This is a genomic window from Pseudomonas sp. NPDC088414, assembly GCF_044753325.1.
Lineage (GTDB): Bacteria > Pseudomonadota > Gammaproteobacteria > Pseudomonadales > Pseudomonadaceae > Aquipseudomonas.
Genome location: NZ_JBIVMY010000025.1, coordinates 54,551 through 73,357, shown reverse-complemented (window position 1 = coordinate 73,357; position 18,807 = coordinate 54,551). Strand labels below are relative to the sequence as shown.

General features: G+C 60.8%; 19 protein-coding genes. 13 read left to right on the top strand and 6 right to left on the bottom strand.

Features of this window, described 5'->3' with window-relative positions; all coding sequences use genetic code 11:
- Positions 1 to 22: 22 nt before the first annotated feature.
- The gene (locus tag ACIP8I_RS19915; RefSeq protein ID WP_177325724.1) at positions 23 to 478 is read left to right on the top strand and encodes an OmpA family protein; all 456 of its coding nucleotides are present in this window, start codon (positions 23 to 25) and stop codon (positions 476 to 478) included.
- Here the strand turns inward: ACIP8I_RS19915 and ACIP8I_RS19910 are convergent.
- The gene (locus tag ACIP8I_RS19910) at positions 475 to 1,422 is read right to left on the bottom strand and encodes a LysR family transcriptional regulator (protein ID WP_400763248.1); all 948 of its coding nucleotides are present in this window, start codon (positions 1,420 to 1,422) and stop codon (positions 475 to 477) included. The two genes, ACIP8I_RS19915 and ACIP8I_RS19910, sit on opposite strands and share 4 nt — an antisense overlap.
- Before the next feature lie 150 nt (positions 1,423 to 1,572).
- On the opposite strand from ACIP8I_RS19910, the gene ACIP8I_RS19905 reads away from it, so the two are divergent.
- The gene (locus tag ACIP8I_RS19905; RefSeq protein ID WP_007962100.1) at positions 1,573 to 3,099 is read left to right on the top strand and encodes a CoA-acylating methylmalonate-semialdehyde dehydrogenase; all 1,527 of its coding nucleotides are present in this window, start codon (positions 1,573 to 1,575) and stop codon (positions 3,097 to 3,099) included.
- Positions 3,100 to 3,108: 9 nt separating this feature from the next.
- Positions 3,109 to 3,996, top strand: coding sequence for a 3-hydroxyisobutyrate dehydrogenase (mmsB, locus tag ACIP8I_RS19900; RefSeq protein WP_400763246.1), 888 nt, complete (start codon positions 3,109 to 3,111; stop codon positions 3,994 to 3,996).
- Positions 3,997 to 4,249: 253 nt separating this feature from the next.
- Here the strand turns inward: mmsB and ACIP8I_RS19895 are convergent, their stop codons facing one another.
- The gene (locus ACIP8I_RS19895) at positions 4,250 to 4,600 is read right to left on the bottom strand and encodes a cupin domain-containing protein (protein ID WP_400763243.1); all 351 of its coding nucleotides are present in this window, start codon (positions 4,598 to 4,600) and stop codon (positions 4,250 to 4,252) included.
- Between the two features lie 34 nt (positions 4,601 to 4,634).
- Entirely contained in the window at positions 4,635 to 5,573 is a 939-nt protein-coding gene (locus ACIP8I_RS19890; protein ID WP_400763241.1) for a LysR family transcriptional regulator, read from the bottom strand.
- 232 nt (positions 5,574 to 5,805) lie between these two features.
- Here ACIP8I_RS19890 and ACIP8I_RS19885 point away from each other — a divergent pair, with 232 nt between their 5' ends.
- Entirely contained in the window at positions 5,806 to 6,570 is a 765-nt protein-coding gene (locus ACIP8I_RS19885; protein ID WP_400763238.1) for a sulfite exporter TauE/SafE family protein, read from the top strand.
- Here the strand turns inward: ACIP8I_RS19885 and ACIP8I_RS19880 are convergent.
- Positions 6,560 to 6,874 (bottom strand): putative quinol monooxygenase, encoded by a 315-nt coding sequence (locus ACIP8I_RS19880; protein WP_400763235.1) that lies wholly within the window; start codon positions 6,872 to 6,874, stop codon positions 6,560 to 6,562. The genes ACIP8I_RS19885 and ACIP8I_RS19880 overlap by 11 nt on opposite strands.
- 183 nt (positions 6,875 to 7,057) lie before the next feature.
- On the opposite strand from ACIP8I_RS19880, the gene ACIP8I_RS19875 reads away from it, so the two are divergent.
- From ACIP8I_RS19875 to ACIP8I_RS19835, 9 genes are all read left to right on the top strand, one after another.
- Entirely contained in the window at positions 7,058 to 7,648 is a 591-nt protein-coding gene (locus ACIP8I_RS19875) for an NAD(P)H-dependent oxidoreductase (RefSeq protein ID WP_400763232.1), read from the top strand.
- Between the two features lie 171 nt (positions 7,649 to 7,819).
- A complete protein-coding gene (locus tag ACIP8I_RS19870; protein WP_007962126.1) occupies positions 7,820 to 8,731 on the top strand; it encodes a LysR family transcriptional regulator in 912 nt (303 codons plus the stop codon).
- 103 nt (positions 8,732 to 8,834) lie between these two features.
- Positions 8,835 to 9,728 (top strand): NAD-dependent epimerase/dehydratase family protein, encoded by an 894-nt coding sequence (locus ACIP8I_RS19865; RefSeq protein WP_400763229.1) that lies wholly within the window; start codon positions 8,835 to 8,837, stop codon positions 9,726 to 9,728.
- 638 nt (positions 9,729 to 10,366) lie between these two features.
- Complete coding sequence (locus tag ACIP8I_RS19860; RefSeq protein WP_400763226.1) at positions 10,367 to 12,088, top strand: carbamoyltransferase; 1,722 nt, start codon at positions 10,367 to 10,369, stop codon at positions 12,086 to 12,088.
- 64 nt (positions 12,089 to 12,152) lie between these two features.
- Complete coding sequence (locus tag ACIP8I_RS19855; RefSeq protein WP_400763223.1) at positions 12,153 to 13,328, top strand: MFS transporter; 1,176 nt, start codon at positions 12,153 to 12,155, stop codon at positions 13,326 to 13,328.
- Entirely contained in the window at positions 13,294 to 14,004 is a 711-nt protein-coding gene (locus tag ACIP8I_RS19850; RefSeq protein ID WP_400763220.1) for an HAD family hydrolase, read from the top strand. Before ACIP8I_RS19855 ends, ACIP8I_RS19850 begins: the two co-directional genes overlap by 35 nt.
- Complete coding sequence (locus ACIP8I_RS19845; RefSeq protein WP_400763218.1) at positions 14,001 to 14,639, top strand: YdcF family protein; 639 nt, start codon at positions 14,001 to 14,003, stop codon at positions 14,637 to 14,639. The genes ACIP8I_RS19850 and ACIP8I_RS19845 overlap by 4 nt, the downstream gene beginning before the upstream one ends.
- A gap of 25 nt (positions 14,640 to 14,664) precedes the next feature.
- The gene (locus tag ACIP8I_RS19840) at positions 14,665 to 16,122 is read left to right on the top strand and encodes an amidohydrolase family protein (protein ID WP_400763215.1); all 1,458 of its coding nucleotides are present in this window, start codon (positions 14,665 to 14,667) and stop codon (positions 16,120 to 16,122) included.
- A 151-nt stretch (positions 16,123 to 16,273) separates the two neighbouring features.
- Positions 16,274 to 16,642, top strand: coding sequence for a glyoxalase superfamily protein (locus ACIP8I_RS19835; protein WP_041066674.1), 369 nt, complete (start codon positions 16,274 to 16,276; stop codon positions 16,640 to 16,642).
- Between the two features lie 256 nt (positions 16,643 to 16,898).
- Here ACIP8I_RS19835 and ACIP8I_RS19830 read toward each other — a convergent pair whose 3' ends face one another.
- Together ACIP8I_RS19830 and ACIP8I_RS19825 are read right to left on the bottom strand one after the other, a co-directional pair.
- A complete protein-coding gene (locus ACIP8I_RS19830; protein ID WP_400763213.1) occupies positions 16,899 to 17,264 on the bottom strand; it encodes a DUF6124 family protein in 366 nt (121 codons plus the stop codon).
- 519 nt (positions 17,265 to 17,783) lie between these two features.
- Positions 17,784 to 18,800 carry an AraC family transcriptional regulator ligand-binding domain-containing protein gene (locus ACIP8I_RS19825; RefSeq protein ID WP_400763211.1) on the bottom strand — a complete coding sequence of 339 codons (1,017 nt, stop codon included), beginning with the start codon at positions 18,798 to 18,800 and terminating at the stop codon, positions 17,784 to 17,786.
- Positions 18,801 to 18,807: the final 7 nt, after the last annotated feature.

The following is an 18,807-nucleotide window of genomic DNA, read 5'->3' as shown; positions in this document are numbered from 1 at the left end:
TCGACTGTTTTCCGCCTTGCTGATGATCGCCGTACTGGCGCTGACCGGGTGCCAGACCGCACCGCAAAAAGGCCTGACCCCGGCGCAGATCGCCGTACTCAAACAACAAGGCTTCGAGGCGACCGACGAGGGCTGGGAGTTTGGCCTGTCCGGCAAAGTGCTGTTTGGCAGCGATATCGAAAGCCTGAACAACCAGAGCACCGAAATCGTCGAACGCATCGGCAAGGCGCTGCACGGCGTCGGTATCGAGCGGGTGCGGGTCGACGGTCATACCGACGCGTCGGGCAAAGAGACCTATAACCAGCAACTGTCGCTGCGTCGGGCCAAAAGTGTGGCCAAAGTGCTGACCACCGTCGGTATGAAGGAAGAGAACATCCAGTTGCGCGGCTTGGGCAGCAGCGAGCCGGTGGCGTCCAATGACACTGCCGCCGGGCGCACCGAAAATCGCCGGGTGTCGATTGTGGTCAGCGCCGATTAATCGGCAAACCGCATCTCCCGGGTCTGCCCCATCAGCAGGCCCTGATTGCGCTCGGTCACCTCACGGATGTAATCCCACAACAAAGTGATCCGCTTCAACTTCCTCAGATCCTCCCGGCAGTACATCCAGAACTGCCGGGTGATGTCGATTTCCTCGGGCAGCACCGGCAGCAGGCGCGGATCCTGCGCGGCGAGGAAGCACGGCAGAATTGCCAGTGAACGCCCTTGCTGCGCCGCGACGAACTGCGCGATGACGCTGGTGCTGCGCAGGTTAGCGCTGGCGCCGGGCAGCACGTTCGCCAGGTACAGCAGCTCCGAGCTGAACGCCAGGTCATCCACGTAACTGATGAATTGATGCTTGCCCAAATCCGCAGGGCGGCGGATCGGTGGGTGCTGGTCGAGGTAGTCCTGGGTCGCGTACAGCTGCAAGCGGTAGTCGCAGAGTTTGCAGCACACGTACGGGCCGTGCTCCGGGCGCTCCAGGGCAATGACGATGTCGGCTTCGCGTTTGGACAGGCTGATGAAGTGCGGCAGCGGCAGGATGTCCACCGAAATCGCCGGATAGGCGTCGACGAAGTGGCTCAGTTGCGGGGTGATGAAAAAGCTGCCGAAACCTTCGGTGCAACCCATGCGCACGTGCCCGGACAGTGCCACACCAGAGCCCGAGACTTGCTCGCATGCCATGTGCAACGTGCTTTCAATCGACTCGGCATACCCCAGCAGACGCTGGCCTTCGCTGGTCAGCACGAATCCGCTGGTGCGCGATTTTTCGAACAGCAGGGTACCCAACGCCGCTTCCAGCGAACTGATGCGCCGCGACACGGTGGTGTAATCGACGGCGAGCCGTTTGGCCGCGGTGCTGGCCTTGCGGGTGCGGGCGACTTCGAGGAAAAACTTCAGGTCGTCCCAATTCAGCGACCCCAGGGAGGTGATGTTTTTTTGCATGATGGACGGGCTTATATGTGCGTTCTTATTAGAAGTTTGCACATCTATACTCCAAAAACAGTCCGACAACCAATTCGTGACACACGCCTCATCTCAAGGCGAATCTCTTCGCCTTGGCTCCTACGATAAAAACAAGTTTCGGAGACCAGCATGAACGCATCGCTTACGCCCAACGAAACCACGGTCCAGAAGGTCAAGCTGCTGATCGACGGCGAATGGGTCGAATCGCAGACCACCGAGTGGCACGACATCGTCAACCCGGCGACCCAGCAAGTGCTGGCCAAAGTCCCGTTCGCCACCGCCGCTGAAGTCGATGCCGCCATCAGTGCCGCACACCGCGCCTTCCAGACCTGGAAACTGACCCCGATCGGCGCGCGCATGCGCATCATGCTCAAGCTGCAGGCGCTGATCCGCGAGCACTCCAAACGCATCGCCGTGGTGCTGAGCGCCGAGCAGGGCAAGACTATTGCCGACGCCGAGGGCGACATTTTCCGCGGCCTGGAAGTGGTCGAACACGCCTGTTCCATCGGCACCCTGCAAATGGGCGAGTTCGCCGAAAACGTGGCGGGTGGCGTCGATACCTACACCCTGCGCCAGCCGATCGGCGTGTGCGCCGGCATCACCCCGTTCAACTTCCCGGCGATGATTCCGCTGTGGATGTTCCCGATGGCCATTGCCTGCGGCAACACCTTCGTGCTCAAACCGTCGGAACAGGATCCGCTGTCGACCATGCTGCTGGTGGAACTGGCGATCGAGGCCGGTGTTCCGGCGGGTGTGCTCAACGTCGTTCATGGTGGTAAAGACGTGGTTGATGGCCTGTGCACGCACAAGGACATCAAAGCGGTGTCGTTCGTCGGTTCGACGGCGGTCGGTACTCACGTCTATGACCTGGCCGGCAAGCACGGCAAACGCGTGCAGTCGATGATGGGCGCGAAGAACCACGCCGTGGTGCTGCCGGACGCCAATCGCGAGCAAGCGCTGAATGCCTTGGTCGGCGCCGGTTTCGGTGCGGCCGGTCAGCGTTGCATGGCCACCTCGGTGGTGGTGCTGGTTGGTGCGGCGAAACAATGGCTGCCGGATCTGAAAGCGCTGGCGCAGAAACTCAAGGTCAACGCCGGCAGCGAGGCGGGCACTGATGTGGGTCCGGTGATCTCGAAGAAAGCCAAGGCGCGGATTCTCGATCTGATCGAAAGCGGCATCAAGGAAGGCGCCAAGCTGGAACTTGATGGTCGCGACATCAAGGTGCCGGGCTACGAGCAAGGCAACTTCGTCGGCCCGACCCTGTTCTCGGGCGTGACCACCGACATGCAGATCTACACCCAGGAAATCTTCGGCCCGGTGCTGGTGGTGCTGGAAGTCGACACCCTCGATCAGGCCATCGCGCTGGTCAACGCCAACCCGTTCGGCAACGGCACGGGCCTGTTCACCCAGAGCGGTGCAGCGGCGCGTAAATTTCAGACGGAAATCGACGTCGGCCAAGTCGGTATCAACATCCCGATTCCAGTGCCGGTGCCGTTCTTCAGTTTCACCGGTTCGCGTGGTTCGAAACTCGGCGACCTCGGCCCGTACGGCAAGCAAGTGGTGCAGTTCTATACCCAGACCAAAACGGTCACGGCGCGCTGGTTCGATGACGACAGCGTCAACGACGGCGTGAACACCACCATCAACCTGCGCTGAGGAATCGCCATGAAAATCGCATTTATCGGTCTGGGCAATATGGGCGCGCCGATGGCGCGCAACCTGATCAAGGCCGGCCACTCGCTGAATCTGGTAGACCTGAACAAAACCGTGCTGGCGGAACTCGAGCAACTGGGCGGCACCATTCGCGCCTCGGCCCGTGAAGCCGCCGAAGACGCCGAACTGGTGATCACCATGCTCCCGGCGGCGGTACATGTGCGCAGCGTCTGGCTGAGTGAGGACGGTGTGCTGGCCGGCATTGGCAAAGGTGTGCCGGCGGTGGATTGCAGCACCATCGATCCGCAGACCGCCCGCGATGTCGCCGCTGCGGCTGCCAAACAAGGCGTGGCCATGGCTGATGCACCGGTCTCCGGTGGTACCGGCGGCGCGACCGCGGGCACGCTGACGTTCATGGTCGGCGCCACCCCGGAACTGTTCGCCACCCTGCAGCCGGTGCTGGCGCAGATGGGGCGCAACATCGTACATTGCGGTGAAGTCGGCACCGGGCAGATCGCCAAGATCTGCAACAACCTGTTGCTGGCGATTTCGATGGTTGGTGTCAGCGAAGCGATGGCGCTGGGTGATGCGCTGGGGATCGACACTTCGGTGCTGGCCGGGATCATCAACAGTTCGACCGGGCGTTGCTGGAGTTCGGAAATGTACAACCCGTGGCCGGGCATCGTCGAAACGGCGCCGGCCTCGCGCGGTTATACCGGTGGGTTTGGTGCCGAACTGATGCTCAAGGATCTGGGGCTGGCAACCGAAGCGGCGCGTCAGGCGCATCAACCGGTGGTGCTCGGCGCGGTGGCGCAGCAGTTGTATCAGGCGATGAGCCTGCGTGGGGACGGCGGCAAGGACTTCTCGGCGATTATCAACAGCTATCGCAAGCCACAGTAATGCCGCGGGGTGCGATTCTTTGTGGCGAGGGAGCTTGCTCCCGCTGGTCTGCGTAGCAGACCCAAACCCGGTCAATGCGGTTCTTCAGAAAAACCGCATTGACTGAATTTACGACTGCTGCGCAGCCGAGCGGGAGCAAGCTCCCTCGCCACAGGTTTTTTTGTGAGGCAAAAAAGATCGCAGCCTTCGGCAGCTCCTACATGGGTGAGACTAGACCCTGTAGGAGCTGCCGGAGGCTGCGATCTTTTGCTTTTCAGGCGAAGACGAAATATTTGCGCACGGTCTCCACCACTTCCCAGGTGCCTTTCATCCCCGGTTCAACCACGAAGATGTCGCCAGCGCGCAGGTGAATCGGCGCCATGCCGTCCGGGGTGATGATGCAGTAGCCTTCCTGGAAATGGCAGTACTCCCATTTCACGTAGTCCACCCGCCACTTGCCCGGAGTGCAGATCCAGGTGCCCATGATCTTGCTGCCGTCTTCGCTGGTGTAGGCGTTGAGGTTGACGGTGTGCGGGTCGCCTTCGAGTTTTTCCCATTTGCAGGCATCGAGTACCGGCAGTGGGTGAGTGTCGCGCAGAACGGTGATGGGGGCGGTCGTGGTCATGTGGACTCCGGGCAGAAGGATTTGAAGTCGAACCCTATAGCCCCTGCTTGTCGGTCAGTTGTCTGGGGTCGACATCGGGCTGCTCAGAAACGCGCGGATCGGTGAGCGCGTGTAACAACGCCCGGGCGTAATGGGGCAACGCGGTGAAGTCCCTGGCGCACAGCATGAGCGTGCGGCGTGCCCACGTTTCATTGAGCGCAACCCATTTGAATGAACGCAATGCGCCCCGCTCGACAGAGGCCAGCGGCACGATTGCCAGCCCGGCACCTCGGGCGACCATGCGCATGACTCCGTCGAAACCGTCGGCGCGGATGCGGATCTGCATCCGCGAACCGCTGTGCAGTGCTTGTTCTTCCAGGTACACCGCCAGTGCACTGTCGGCGCGCAGCCCTACAAAGTCATGTTGCAGGGCGTCGCTGAAACTGACCTCGGCGCCGTCAGACAACGGATGCCCGAAGGGCAGGATCAGTGCCAACGGATCATCCCGAAACGGCAGCGTCTGCAGGTCTGAGCTGTCCACCGCGTCGGACACGATCCCCAGATCCGCCGCCCCTTGGCGTAACGCATGGGTGATGCGCGCGCTGGGCAACTCCTGCAGATCGATGTCGAGGTTGGGATGGTCGCGCAAAAAATCCGCCAGTGCCTCCGGCAGGTATTCGGTGATCGCGGTGGTGTTGCACAGCAGCCGCACCTGACCTTTCACACCTTGAGCGTAATCCGCCAGATCCTGCTGCATGCGCTCGGACTGCTGCAGCAGCACGCGCGCATGTTGCGCCAGTGCCTTGCCCGCGGGTGTCGGGGTCACACCACGGCGGCCACGTTGCAGAAACTCGGTGCCCAGCGAGGCTTCCATCGCGCGAATCCGCGCACTGGCGGCGGCCAGTGACAAATGACTGCGCGCGGCGCCGGCGGTGATGTTGCCGGTGTCGAGGATGTGCAGGTAGAGGCGCAGGTCGGTGAGGTCGAAGTGCATGGGGCAGCCTGTGGTTTTTGTGGTGTCCGGGCGAGCCCTATCGCTGGCAAGCCAGCTCCCACAGGATTTGTGTTGTGCACAAATCCTGTGGTCCACACTGAAACCTGTGGGAGCTGGCTTGCCAGCGATGAGGCCAGAAGCCCTAATCAAATACCAAGCCTCTTGCATCGGCAGAGGCAGCCTCAGTATATGGCAGATTTTCAGTACACCCGCAAAGGCGCACATTAGCGCCATGAACGCACTCGCCGATTTCTATCAAAACCTGGGTCTGGCCTTGTCCTTACTGGTCATCGCCACTTTCATAATGGCCGGCCTGGTCAAAGGCGTGATCGGCCTCGGTCTGCCCACTGTTGCCATGGGCCTGCTCGGTCTGGCTATGGCGCCATCACAGGCAGCCGCGCTGCTGATCATTCCGGCGACACTGACCAACCTCTGGCAACTCGCGTTCGGCGGGCATCTGCGGGCGCTGATCAAACGCCTGTGGCCGCTGCTGCTGATGATTTTCCTCGGCACCGCCCTCGGCACATTGTCGATCGGCATGGCGGGCGGGCATTGGGTGGTGCGTGGGCTGGGCGCGGCGTTGCTGCTGTATGCGTTGAGCGGGTTGCTGCTGCCGACGCTGCGGGTCAATCCTCGGCATGAACCGTGGCTCGGTCCGCTGTGCGGGTTGATCACCGGCGTCATCACCTCGGCCACCGGCGTGTTCGTGATTCCGGCGGTGCCGTACCTGCAGGCGCTGGGTTTGCAGCGTGATGAACTGGTGCAGGCGTTGGGGCTGTCGTTCACCGTGTCGACCCTGGCGCTGGCCGCAGGCTTGTTCTGGCGCGGTGCGCTGGGTGGCGGCGAATTGAGCGCCTCGCTGCTGGTGTTGATCCCGGCGATGCTGGGCATGTGGTTTGGGCAGTGGTTGCGCCAGCGCATCAGTGCCGTGCTGTTCAAGCGGGTGTTCTTTATCGGGCTGGGCGCACTCGGCGCCCATCTGCTGATCAGCGGCTAGCCGAAGAAGCGCTGAGCATGTCGATCCGACGGATATCGAAATCGCGCTCCAGATAGTCCATGCGCTTTTCGAAAAACTCGCGCATGTGCGGCAGGTTCGAATGCACGTCCAGGTGCGCCTGGCTTTCCCAGATCTCGTAGAAGATGAACAGCGTCGGATCTTGTTTGTCGCGCAGCATGTGGTACTCGATGCAGCCGGGCTCGGCGCGGCTCGGCTCGACATAGGCGCGAAACAGCGCTTCGAAGGCCTCGGCTTTCTCCGGGCGGGTCTTGGCGTGCAGGATGAAACCGTGGCGTTCACTCATCGAAACAACTCCTCAAATGCAGATGGCTGAGGATGTTATTGCAACAATCTTCATTCGATTCGTGCTTTTTGATCAAATGTATTTTGCGCCGACACGGCTTATTCCGCGCGAGAGGGATGGTTAACCTGCCGCCATTCGTTTTCCCATCTTCCTCCAGCCCCAAGGCTGCACCGAGGCGTTCTCATGAAAAAAGTGTTGTTGCTCAATGGCGGCAAGAAATTCGCCCACTCCGACGGTCGTTACAACGCCACCCTGCACGAAACTGCACTGAGCGTGCTGGATCGCGGTGGTCTGGATGTCAAAACCACTTTCATCGATGAGGGTTACGACGTCGCTGAAGAAGTGGCGAAATTTCTCTGGGCCGACGTGATCATTTATCAGATGCCGGGCTGGTGGATGGGCGCGCCGTGGACCGTGAAAAAGTACATCGACGAAGTGTTCACCGAAGGCCATGGCAGCCTCTATGCCAGCGATGGTCGCACCCGTTCCGACTCTTCGCAGAAGTACGGCAGCGGCGGCCTGATTCAGGGCAAGCAGTACATGCTGTCGCTGACCTGGAACGCACCGCAGCAGGCGTTTGATGACCCGACCGATTTCTTTGAAGCCAAGGGTGTGGATGCGGTGTATTTCCCGTTCCACAAGGCCAACGAGTTTTTGGGCATGAGCGGGTTGCCGACGTTTTTGTGTGTGGATGTGATGAAGCGGCCGAACATCGAGAATGATGTGGCGCGGTATGAGCAGCATCTCAAGCAGGTGTTTGGCCTCAAGGCTTGAGTGAATCAAGCTACTATCGAATGGCTTGGCCAAATCCTGTGGCGAGGGAGCTTGCTCCCGCTGGGCTGCGCAGCGGCCCTCGCTTCTACCTGAATCGCAGGGGAGCGCTGCGCACTCCAGCGGGAGCAAGCTCCCTCGCCACGATGAATACGCATTCGATAGAGAATTTCCGTGAAAGCCAGATCCGATGAGTTGCAGATTTTCGTCTGCGTAATCGAGTGCGGTTCGATTTCCGCCGCCGCCGAACAGGTCGGGCAGACGCCGTCGGCGGTCAGCCGCACACTGTCGCGGCTCGAAGCCAAGCTCGACACCACGCTGATCAACCGCACCACGCGGCGCATGGACCTGACCGAGGAGGGAAAGTATTTCTTCGAGCAGGCCAAGCTGATTCTCGACCAGATGGATGCCCTCGAAGAGCGTCTGTCGTCACGCCAGCAAACCCCGTCCGGGCGCCTGCGGATCAACGCCGCGTCGCCCTTCATGCTGCACGCCATCGTGCCGTACATCGACGAATTCCGTGATCTGTACCCGGACATCCAGCTCGAACTCAACAGCAATGACCTGATCATTGACCTTCTGGAACAAAGCACCGACGTCGCCATCCGCATCGGCACCCTTGCCGATTCGACATTGCATGCGCGCTCGCTCGGTTGCAGTCCGCTGCTGATCGTCGCCAGCCCGGCCTATCTGGAAAAGCACGGCGCGCCGCAGCAGGTTGCCGACTTGAGCGAACACACCTTGCTCGGCTTCACCCACAACGAAGGCCTCAACCAATGGCCGCTGCGCTACGTGCACGGTGACCGCTGGCCGATCACCCCAGCCATCAGCGCCTCTAGCGGTGAAACCGTGCGCCATCTGGCGCTGGAGGGGCAGGGCATTGCCTGCCTGTCGCACTTCATGACCATCGACGACATCCGCGCCGGGCGCCTCAAGGTGCTGCTGGCGGAATTCAACAGCGGTTATCGTCAGCCGATCAACGCGGTGTACTACCGTAACTCGCAACTGGCGCTGCGCATTCAGTGCTTTCTCGACTTCATCCAGAGCAAACTCGCGGCGTACGCCAACGCCGATTTCAAGGGCTGATTCGTGACCCCTGCGCAACAGTGATTTGGGCGAGGGCGGGTTTTTCCATCGAGGTGACCGGTCGATACTCGCTGCATCACTTATTCACGCAGGGAGTTTCTCCATGAACGTATTCATCACCGGCGCCGCCGGTTTTATCGGCGGTTCCATCGCTACCGGTCTGGTCCAGGCCGGGCACAGTGTCACGGGCCTGGTGCGCAGCGCCGCACAGGCTGACGAGCTGAAAGCACTGGGCATCACCCCGGTGATCGGCACCCTCGAAGACAGCACATTGCTGGCCGAACAGGCCCGCGCCGCCGATGCGGTGATCAACGCCGCCAGCAGTGACCATCGCGGCGCAGTCGAAGCGTTGCTCGATGCCCTGCGCGGTTCTAACAAAGTGTTCCTGCACACCAGCGGTTCGAGCATCGTCGGTGATGCGTCGGGCGGCAAGTCCAGCGACGTCATCTACTACGAAGACAACCTGCCGGAACCCACCGTCGACAAGGCGGCTCGCGTGGCCATCGACAACCTGATCCTCGCCGCTGCCAAGGACGGGGTGAACTCGGCAGTGATCTGCAACACCTTGATCTACGGCCACAGCCTGGGCGTCAATCGCGACAGCGTGCAGTTGCCGCGCCTGCTCAAGCAAGCGCGCAAAAGCGGCGTGGTGCGCCACGTTGGCACTGGCCAGAACATTTGGTCCAACGTGCACATCGAAGACGTCGTCGCCCTGTACCTGCTGGCGCTGACCAAAAACGTGCCGGGCACCTTCTACTTCGTCGAAAGCGGCGAAGCGTCGTTCATCGACATGACCACAGCCATGGCCGAAGCGCTGAATCTCGGCGAGCCACAAGACTGGCCACTGCAAGACGCCGAAGCCGAGTGGGGCTATGAAATGGCCAACTACGGCCTCGGCTCCAACAGCCGCGTACGCGGCAAACACGCCCGCGAACTGCTGGGCTGGGTGCCGAAGCGGACGTCGGTGGTGGACTGGATTCGTAGCGAGATGGTGTGAGCCCTACACAAACCATCCAAACACCACCGAATCTGTGGGAGCTGGCTTGCCAGCGATAGCGGTCGACCAGTCAGCATCTGTGTTGGATGTTACGCCGCCATCGCCACCAGGCTGGCTCCCACAAGTGAACCGCATTCTGACTGACGGAATGCAATCAACCTGTGGGAGCGAGCCTGCTCGCGAAAGCGCTGGCTCAAACGACAGAATAGTCGGCAGGCACGCCGTCATCGCCCGTTTTTTTGTCCCGGTAAACCCCCGCAAATACGCCACATGCCAGTGGAATTTAATTTTTAGCGGGGACTTGTCCGGGCGCTCGGGAAATTACCGGCTAGGCTGCTACCGCGGTGAAACGAGGGCGGCTGCGATGCATGTCGCGCTCTATGTGTTGCAGGCATGAGGCCCGTTCAGCACGGCACCACCCATGGAGTTTTTCTGGCAAAAGGAATTTGCGATGGCGACACCCATTGATGCCTTCTCGTAAAGGCGTATCCCCCGGCGGACACACATGAATCCGCGATCTCCCGATGAGTAATGGTCGGCCATGACGGCCGGCATCTGTCATTGACTCTGGTTATTGCATTGCACGCTACGCGCGTGGGCGAAGCCGTCACCTCAATTGGCGAAAACAAGGAATAGTTATGATCATTTTGGGTATTACGAACAATGATTTGGCGGGTGCTTGCCTGGTACGTGACGGTCAGATTCTTTCGGCGGTCAGCGAAGAGCGTTTCACCCGGATCAAGGACCATAAAATCTGGCCGGCCAAGTCCATCGAGTTTGTGTTGAGCCAGGCCGGCGTGTCGCTGGAAGACGTCGATCATGTCGCCTATGGATGGAACGCCGGGTTCAGTGCCGACAAACACCTGGAGTTGTACTTCGATCGCATTGTCGAGGAGGTCAGGAACAACCCCCAGGGGCTGGCGCAGTTCCGCCAGCGGGTGACCGATGAAATCAACAACGACAAGGCAAAGCGCGGCGAATTCGACCAGTTCATTGTCGACAACGGTTTGCAGGGCAAGGCGTATTACATCGATCACCACGAGTGCCATGCGCTCGGTGCCTATGTCTGCTCGCCATTCGAGGAAGCGTTGACATTGACCTGCGACGGACGCGGCGATTTCCAGTCGCTGACCGTCACCTGGTACAGCCCGACAGAAACCACGGTGCTGCAACGCGAAACCAGCATCGACAGCCTCGGTTATTTCTATGGCCGGATCACCCACCTGCTCGGTTACAAGCCCAACCGCCACGAAGGCAAGGTCACCGGTCTGGCCGCATTCGGTGATCCGCAGAAACTGCTGGGCGTGATGCAGCAGATGATCCGTTTCGAAGACGGCCGCATCAAGGCGCGCTGCGGCGATATGTTCCTGCCGTCCTACAACACCTACAGCGAGCCGCTGGAAACCCTGTTTGCCCGGGAAACCCCCGAGGACATCGCTGCCGCTGTACAGCGTCACAGCGAAGACCTGCTGGTGGCCACCGTCAGCCATCATCTGGCGCAGCGCGGCACTGCCAACCTGTGCCTGGCCGGCGGCGTGTTCGGCAACGTCAAACTCAACCAGCGCCTGCGCGAGATTCCGGGCGTCAAAGACGTTTACGTGCTGCCGTGCATGGGCGATGGCGGCCTGGCACTGGCGGCGGCAGTCGGCGCCGCATACCTGGAAAACGGCACCCGTTTCAAGAATCCGTCGATGATGCTCGGGCCACAATCGCGCAGCGTTTCGCAGAACATCAACCTGATCATTCGTGACTACCCTGAACTCGGTTATCACACGCCGTCGAACATCATCGAGGTGCTGACCGAGGCCCTGACGGAAAATCAGGTGCTGGGCATGTTCAAGGGCAAGATGGAGTTCGGCCCGCGCTCGCTGTGCAACCGCAGCATCGTCTATCACGCGCAGGATGCCGAGGTGAACGACTGGCTGAACAAGCGCATGCATCGCACCGAGTTCATGCCCTTCGGCCCGGTCACGGCCATCGAGCAGGCGCCGGCCTGCTACGTCGGTTGGGACGAGCAGCAGGTGGCCGCCGACACCATGACCATGACCTACGATTGCCACCCGCAATTTCGCGAGGCGAGTCCGGCCGTGGTGCACATCGACGGCACCGCGCGCCCGCAGATCATTCGTCCGCAGAGCGACCCGTTCATGCATCGCCTGCTGACGGCCTGGCACCAGAAAACCGGTCAGGCAGCCTTGATCAACACCTCGTTCAACCGCCACGAAGAACCGATCGTGTGCTCTTCCCAGGACGCACTGGATGCGCTGAAAGAAGGCATGGTCGATCTGGTGGTCATGAGTGAATCGCTGATTGTCTGGCGCAAGGGCAGAAACAGCTTTACTCAACAACGCTTCGAATAAATGGATGGTATGCAGGGCTCCCCGGGGAGCCCTGTTTCAGGAGTACCGGGCGTATGGTTGACGCATGTATTTAATCTTTTTCGGGTTCTTTGCGGCGGAAGGGATCATCTATCCGTTCTGGCCGACCTGGCTCGATTCCCTGGGCTTCAGTGCCAGTGAAATCGGCTTGCTGATCGCTGCGGCGTATTGGCCGCAGGTGGTGACCGGGGTGCTGATCACCTACGTGGCCGACTGGCGCGTGGATCAGTTGCGGCTCGCCGCTGTTCTGAGCGTTACCGCCGCGCTGTGTACGTTGCTGTTCTACTTCATCCCGGCGCATTTGTGGATGTTCGTGTGCCTGAGTGTGCTGTTTGGCGGGGTATGGATGGTGGTGCTGCCGCTGTCCGAATCCTATCTGCTAAAGCGCGACAAACTGGCCCTGCAGAATTACGGCTGGGTGCGGGCGGTGGGCTCTTCGGCCTTTATCCTGACCTCGACCCTCGGTGGATTTCTGTTTGCGCAGTACAGCCAGTCGTGGGTGCCGCTGGTGATCGCGGCGAGCATGTTGATCACCGCCGTGGCGTGTTTGCGGCTGAAGCGCCAGGTGTCGCGGGCGCATCTGGCGCCGCTCGGTCCGGCGCGCAAACGGCCTGACTGGCGGGCGTTGTTGGCGCACAAAAGCCTGTTGATTGCGATTGCTGCCGCCAGCTTCATTCAACTGAGTCACACCCTGTACTTTTCCACGGCTTCTATCGGTTGGGGGGTGAAGGGTTTTTCTTCCTCGGCGATCGGCATGTTCTGGGCGGTGGCGGTGATTGCGGAAATCACCTGGTTCGCGCTGTCCAACAAGGTCCTGGCGTTTTGCGCGCCGTTGTCGTTGGTGATGTTTTCCAGCGTGTGTGCGGCGCTGCGTTGGGCGCTGTTTGCCAACAGCGATGCGGTGTCGATGATCATTCTGGGCCAGTGCCTGCACGCGCTGAGTTTTGCCGCCTACCACGCAGCGATCATGCGCTTTATTCGCGACCAGGCACCGCCGGATATTCAGGTCTTTACTCAAGGGGTTTATTACTCCCTGGCAGTGGCCTTGCCCATGGGCCTGGCCACACCTTTCGCCGGCTACCTGTACGAGACCCAACCGCAGTGGTCCTACTACGTGATGGCGCTGTTTGCCTTGGTCGCAACGGTGCTGGCGTTCATTGCTCATCAGAAAATGCGAAGTGCAACTCATGGCTCAACAAACGTTTACAGCCGTCTGCTTTGATATGGACGGCGTGCTCATTCAGTCGCGCGAGGTGATTGAACACGCCTGGACCACCGTGGCGGGCGAGTACGGGATCAGCGTCGATCAGGTGTTCATCGACGAGCACATCCACGGTCGTCCCGGCGGTTACACCCTCAAGACCTTGTTCGCCGAATTCGATGAAGCGCAGCAGGTGGCGATCAAGCGTGAAGTCGACGCCATCGAGCAGGTGACGAACTGTGCGCTGGTACCGGGCGTCGCGACGTTGATCGCCCGACTGCGGAAGCACGCCGTGCCGCTGGCGCTGGTCACCAGCAGTTGGCGGGCGCGGGTCGAGCACGTTCTGCAGCAACACCACCTGACGTCGGCGTTCGACAGCATCATCTGCCGCGACGATGTGCGCAGCGGCAAACCGGCGCCCGATCCCTATCGCCTGGCGGCGGCACAACTGGGCCGGCAAAGTGATGAATGCCTGGTCTTCGAAGACTCGGTCAGCGGTGTGCAGTCTGCGATCAGCAGCGGTGCGCTGTGTATCGGCATTGGCGACGACCCGACGCTGACCGCGCATGGCGCCGCAGGCGTGTATGCCGATTTCACTCGACTTGCGCTTAGGCTCGACGGCAGGGGCGCGCACGGTTATGCCGATGGAGCGCTGTTCATCAACGCGCACCCGACCCAGAGGTTTGCCCGGTCATGACATTGACGTTGCAGCACGCCAGCGTGCTCTGGAAATTCCTCGGTGCGGGGCGCCAACACAGCGCTTGTGAACTGATCGTGGTCTGCGGCTCCTACGACTTGCGGGTCTGCGATTACGCCTGCCAACTGTTGAAAGACGGCGTGGCACCGCACCTGTTGTTCACCGGCAGCACCGGCAACTGGACCCGGCATTTGTGGGAACGCAGCGAAGCCGATATTTTTGCCCAACGTGCCCTGGCGCAAGGGGTGACGGCGCAGCAGTTCACCCTGGAAACCCGCGCGACCAATTTTGCTGAAAACATCGCGTTCGCCCGAGCGATGTTTCCCGACGTGCGCCGCGCGACGTTTCTGACCAAGCCCAATTCGATCCGGCGCGTGGCGTTGACCCTGCCCGTGCAGTGGCCCGGACTGGAAGCCTGGGTCGATGCGCCGTCGTTCGGTTTTCCCGAAGAGGTCAGCAACCTGATCGGAGTATTGGGCCTGATCGACGAAATGGTCGGCGATATACACCGCATCATGGTTTACCCTTCGCTGGGATTTCAGGTCGAGCAGACCATCCCCGAAGAGGTTCAGGTAGCCTGGCGGTATCTGGTGGAACAAGGCTTCGATCACCATTTGATCAAGGGCAGGAGTTGACGCTGACTCCCGCCGGGAGACAGACATGCAGTACGACACGCTGATCCGCAACGCCACCGTCATCGATGGCAGCAACACGCCCGGCTACCGCGCCGATGTGGCGATTCTCGACGGGCGCATCGAACGCATCGGCGACTTGCACGATGCCCGCGCCACGGAAGAAATTGACGCCGCCGGCCGCGTGCTCGCCCCGGGGTTCATCGACGTGCACACCCACGACGACACCGTGGTCATCCGCCAGCCGCAGATGCTGCCGAAACTCAGTCAGGGCGTGACCACGGTGATCGTCGGCAACTGTGGGATCAGCGCCTCGCCGGTCAGTCTCAAAGGCAATCCGCCGGACCCGATGAACCTGCTCGGCAGCGCAGCGGCGTTCGTCTATCCACGTTTCAGCGATTACCGCGCCGCCGTCGAAGCGGCGAACACCACGTTGAACGTCGCCGCACTGGTCGGCCACACCGCGCTTCGCAGCAATCACCTCGACGACCTGTTCCGCACCGCCACGCCAGATGAAATCACCGCGATGCGCGAGCAGCTGCGTGAAAGCCTTGAAGCCGGCGCGCTCGGTTTATCCACAGGCCTTGCCTACGCCAGCGCCTACAACGCCTCCACCGACGAAGTGAAACAACTGACCGAAGAACTGACCGCATTCGGCGCGGTGTACACCACCCATCTGCGCAGTGAATTCGAACCGGTGCTCGAGGCGATGGACGAAGCGTTCAGCATTGGCCGTCACTCGCGGTCCCCGGTGATCATCTCCCACCTCAAATGCGCCGGTGTCGGTAATTGGGGGCGCAGTCCGCAGTTGCTCGCGGCGTTGGAGCAAGCAGCGAAAACCCAGCACGTCGGCTGCGATTGCTATCCCTACGCGGCGAGTTCTTCGACGCTGGATCTGAAGCAGGTCACCGATGCTCACCGCATCACCATCACCTGGTCGACGCCGCATCCTGAAGTCAGCGGACGCGACCTGATCGACATCGCCGCCGAATGGAACGTGCCACTGCTCGACGCCGCCAAACGCCTGCAACCGGCGGGCGCGGTGTACTACGGCATGGACGAGGCCGATGTACGAAAAATCCTCGCGCATCCATTGTCGATGGTCGGCTCTGACGGACTGCCGGAAGACCCGTTCCCGCATCCACGCCTGTGGGGCGCTTTCCCACGGGTATTGGGACATTTCAGTCGTGATGTCGGGCTGTTTCCGCTGCACACCGCCGTGCACAAGATGACCGGTCTGTCGGCGGCGCGGTTTGGCTTGAAAGGGCGCGGCGAGATTCGTAAAGGCTATTGGGCGGATTTGGTGTTGTTTGATCCGGCGACGGTGCGCGATGTGGCGGATTTCACTGATCCGCAGCGGGCGGCGCAGGGGATTGACGGGGTGTGGGTCAATGGCGTGTTGAGTTATCGCGACGGACAGGCGAACGGTCGTCGGGAAGGACGATTTCTGGCGCGGAACGGGGATTTGCGCGAAGGATTTCATTGATTGCCAAGCCCCTGTAGGAGCTGCCGAAGGCTGCGATCCTTTGATCTGCGTCTCATAGTGGCACTCTGAGATTAAAGAATGTCGAAACCAAGCCGAATTGCTGACATCCAGCCCGGCTACACTCTTGGGCCAACCAGTCAGGGAGCACCCCATGAGCTTCGGCAAAACCACCCCGATCCTGCGGATCTTCGATGAAGCCAAGGCGTTGGAATTTTACGTCGACTTCCTCGGTTTCAAGATCGACTGGCAGCACCGTTTCGAAGCGAACTTCCCGCTGTATTTGCAGGTGTCCCGTGGCGAGTGCGTGCTGCACCTGTCCGAGCATCATGGCGATGCGACCCCGGGTTCGGCGTTGCGCATCGAGACCGATGAGCTGGAGGCGTTTCAGCAGCAGTTGCAGGCCAAGGATTACAAGTTCTCGCACCCACAGATTCAGGCGATGCCGTGGGGCAGTCAGGACATGACGATTGCTGATCCGTTTGGTAATCGGTTGGTGTTTACCAACGCGATCAGTGTTTGAGCTGAGAAGAGCCCCTCACCCTAACCCTCTCCCAGAGGGAGAGGGGACTGACCGAGGTGTCTTGCGCTGTACATCGACCTGAATGATCCGCTGCGATTGTGCATTCACAGCAGCATTTTCAGGTCGGTGTGTCTCGCGAGCATCCCTCGATCGGCCCCCTCTCCCTCCGGGAGAGGGTTGGGGTGAGGGAAAAAGATTCACGCCATACAAAAAAGCCCGCAGCCAAACCACTAAGGTCTGGCTGCGGGGTTTTTCGTTACTCGGTTGGCACTAACTGATCCAGCACCCGATTGACGGCGATTTCCGCCACCATCACCACCTGCGCGATGCCTTGCAGGGTCTTGCGGTGCGAGCCGTCAAGCAGGCCGGCAAAGTCGTTGAGCATCACGGTGGCCGAGCCAAGGGATTCGCAGGCGTCGGCCAGCAACGGTTCGGTGCCGCTGGCCGGATTGGCCATGTAGAGACGATTGGGCTGGTATGGGGTGGCCATGATGGCGGGCCTCGGTGGGCCGAGGTAGTGGTCGAGGGCGCGCTCGGCGGCTTCGTGGAATTTCCTTGATTCGGGGGATTCGTAGGGGGAGGCCGCGTCGGTGGGCGGCGGGTTGGGTGTAACTTTGAACATGATTTTGGGTCCTGAAGTAGGAGCCATCACCGCTTCTCTACTAATAAGAAGAGGTGGCAGCTGTGCGCAGGTTAGTAGACCGGGGACCCAGGGAACCGGCGCGCTCGAAAGCGCCCTACGCACAGCCACCATAGAGCGCAGGCGGAAAATACCTGACTGTTTGATGTGCAATGCACCCTGGAAGAACCTCGGGCTACTAAACCCGATCACTGGAAATCAGTGACGGATTCAAGTTACCGACGGCCTCCGGGGCGCACAAGCCGGCGGATTCTGGCGTAGCCGTAGGCAGTGGCGCAAGGATTTGTAGGCAGTAGGGCGTAACACTGAGTGTCTTTAAACACTGGGGCTGCAGCGGGTTTATCGGCCGCTGAAATTGAGGAATTGTCTGTCGGGTTTTTGGTGTGGACACTGGCGCCATCGCTGGCAAGCCAGCTCCCACAGGGTTATGTGCGAGCCGCAGATTTTGTGTACGACCCGGTCACTGTGGGAGCTGGCTTGCCAGCGATGAGGCCAGTCCCGTCACCCCCGATGCATCTGCCGAAACTCCCCCGGCGGCATCCCGCGCCTACTTTTGAACGTACGATGAAACGAACGCGGCTCGGTAAACCCCAGATACTGCGCAATGTCCTGAATCGGCAACGTGCTGTTGAGCAAATAATGCTCCGCCAGCTCCTGACGCAAATCATCCAGAATCTGCTGATACGACGTCCCCGCCTGATGCAACTGGCGTTGCAACGTGCGCACCGACACCGCGAGCTGTTCTGCCACCTGCTCCTTGCGCGGCAAGCCTTCCTTGAGCAACTGGCGCAGGATGCTTTTGACCCGCTGCTCCAGCGACGCATCCTCCAGCGTCGCCATCAAACCCATCGCATGTTCTTCCAGGGTACGCAGCAATTGCGCGTCGGCCTGGCGCAGCGGTAACTGCAGATACGCCAGCGGCACGATCAGCGCCGAATAGGCCTGATCGAACAGCACCGGGCAATCGAAAAACGCTTCGTACTGCGCCGGTGTAGCGTCTGCCGGGCACGGGTGTTCCAGCCACACGGCGGCGGGCGACATCTGTGTGTCGGCAATCCAGCGCGCGTATTGCAGCCACGAGCCGAGGACGTTTTCCACCAGATGCCGGCGAATTCGCGGACGCTCATAGCGGCAAGTCCAGATCAGATGCACATGGCCGTCCTGCACTTCGGCGCGGCTGACGCCCATGTCGCCCACCAGTTTTTCGAACGGCATGATCCGGCTCATGGCATCGCCCAGGGTCGCGCAGTTCATGGTGATGTAACCGAGCACGCTCCAGGAATTGGGCAGGACGAAATTGGCCGCGTTGAGACCAAACAGCGGATCGCCCGAGTGCGCGCAGAAATAATCGAGCAGGCGCTCATGGGTTTCGCCCGGCAAGCGCAGGCTGTTGTCGCTCAGTTGCTGCGCCTGCAATCCGGCTGCCGCCAACGCCGGCTCGATGGCCATGCCCAGTTGCTCGGCATGGCGCACGTATTTGAGCAGCGGCGGAACCGAGGTGAAGCCGAGCGATTGCATGATCCGA

Excerpts from the sequence above, each read along its gene's own strand:
- ACIP8I_RS19915 (WP_177325724.1), top strand. The coding sequence starts at position 23 with ATGATCGCCGTACTGGCGCTGACCGGGTGCCAGACCGCACCGCAAAAA.
- ACIP8I_RS19910 (WP_400763248.1), bottom strand. The coding sequence starts at position 1,422 with ATGCAAAAAAACATCACCTCCCTGGGGTCGCTGAATTGGGACGACCTG.
- ACIP8I_RS19905 (WP_007962100.1), top strand. The coding sequence starts at position 1,573 with ATGAACGCATCGCTTACGCCCAACGAAACCACGGTCCAGAAGGTCAAG.
- mmsB (WP_400763246.1), top strand. The coding sequence starts at position 3,109 with ATGAAAATCGCATTTATCGGTCTGGGCAATATGGGCGCGCCGATGGCG.
- ACIP8I_RS19895 (WP_400763243.1), bottom strand. The coding sequence starts at position 4,600 with ATGACCACGACCGCCCCCATCACCGTTCTGCGCGACACTCACCCACTG.
- ACIP8I_RS19890 (WP_400763241.1), bottom strand. The coding sequence starts at position 5,573 with ATGCACTTCGACCTCACCGACCTGCGCCTCTACCTGCACATCCTCGAC.
- ACIP8I_RS19885 (WP_400763238.1), top strand. The coding sequence starts at position 5,806 with ATGAACGCACTCGCCGATTTCTATCAAAACCTGGGTCTGGCCTTGTCC.
- ACIP8I_RS19880 (WP_400763235.1), bottom strand. The coding sequence starts at position 6,874 with ATGAGTGAACGCCACGGTTTCATCCTGCACGCCAAGACCCGCCCGGAG.
- ACIP8I_RS19875 (WP_400763232.1), top strand. The coding sequence starts at position 7,058 with ATGAAAAAAGTGTTGTTGCTCAATGGCGGCAAGAAATTCGCCCACTCC.
- ACIP8I_RS19865 (WP_400763229.1), top strand. The coding sequence starts at position 8,835 with ATGAACGTATTCATCACCGGCGCCGCCGGTTTTATCGGCGGTTCCATC.
- ACIP8I_RS19860 (WP_400763226.1), top strand. The coding sequence starts at position 10,367 with ATGATCATTTTGGGTATTACGAACAATGATTTGGCGGGTGCTTGCCTG.
- ACIP8I_RS19855 (WP_400763223.1), top strand. The coding sequence starts at position 12,153 with ATGTATTTAATCTTTTTCGGGTTCTTTGCGGCGGAAGGGATCATCTAT.
- ACIP8I_RS19850 (WP_400763220.1), top strand. The coding sequence starts at position 13,294 with ATGGCTCAACAAACGTTTACAGCCGTCTGCTTTGATATGGACGGCGTG.
- ACIP8I_RS19845 (WP_400763218.1), top strand. The coding sequence starts at position 14,001 with ATGACATTGACGTTGCAGCACGCCAGCGTGCTCTGGAAATTCCTCGGT.
- ACIP8I_RS19840 (WP_400763215.1), top strand. The coding sequence starts at position 14,665 with ATGCAGTACGACACGCTGATCCGCAACGCCACCGTCATCGATGGCAGC.
- ACIP8I_RS19835 (WP_041066674.1), top strand. The coding sequence starts at position 16,274 with ATGAGCTTCGGCAAAACCACCCCGATCCTGCGGATCTTCGATGAAGCC.
- ACIP8I_RS19830 (WP_400763213.1), bottom strand. The coding sequence starts at position 17,264 with ATGTTCAAAGTTACACCCAACCCGCCGCCCACCGACGCGGCCTCCCCC.
- ACIP8I_RS19825 (WP_400763211.1), bottom strand. The coding sequence starts at position 18,800 with ATGCAATCGCTCGGCTTCACCTCGGTTCCGCCGCTGCTCAAATACGTG.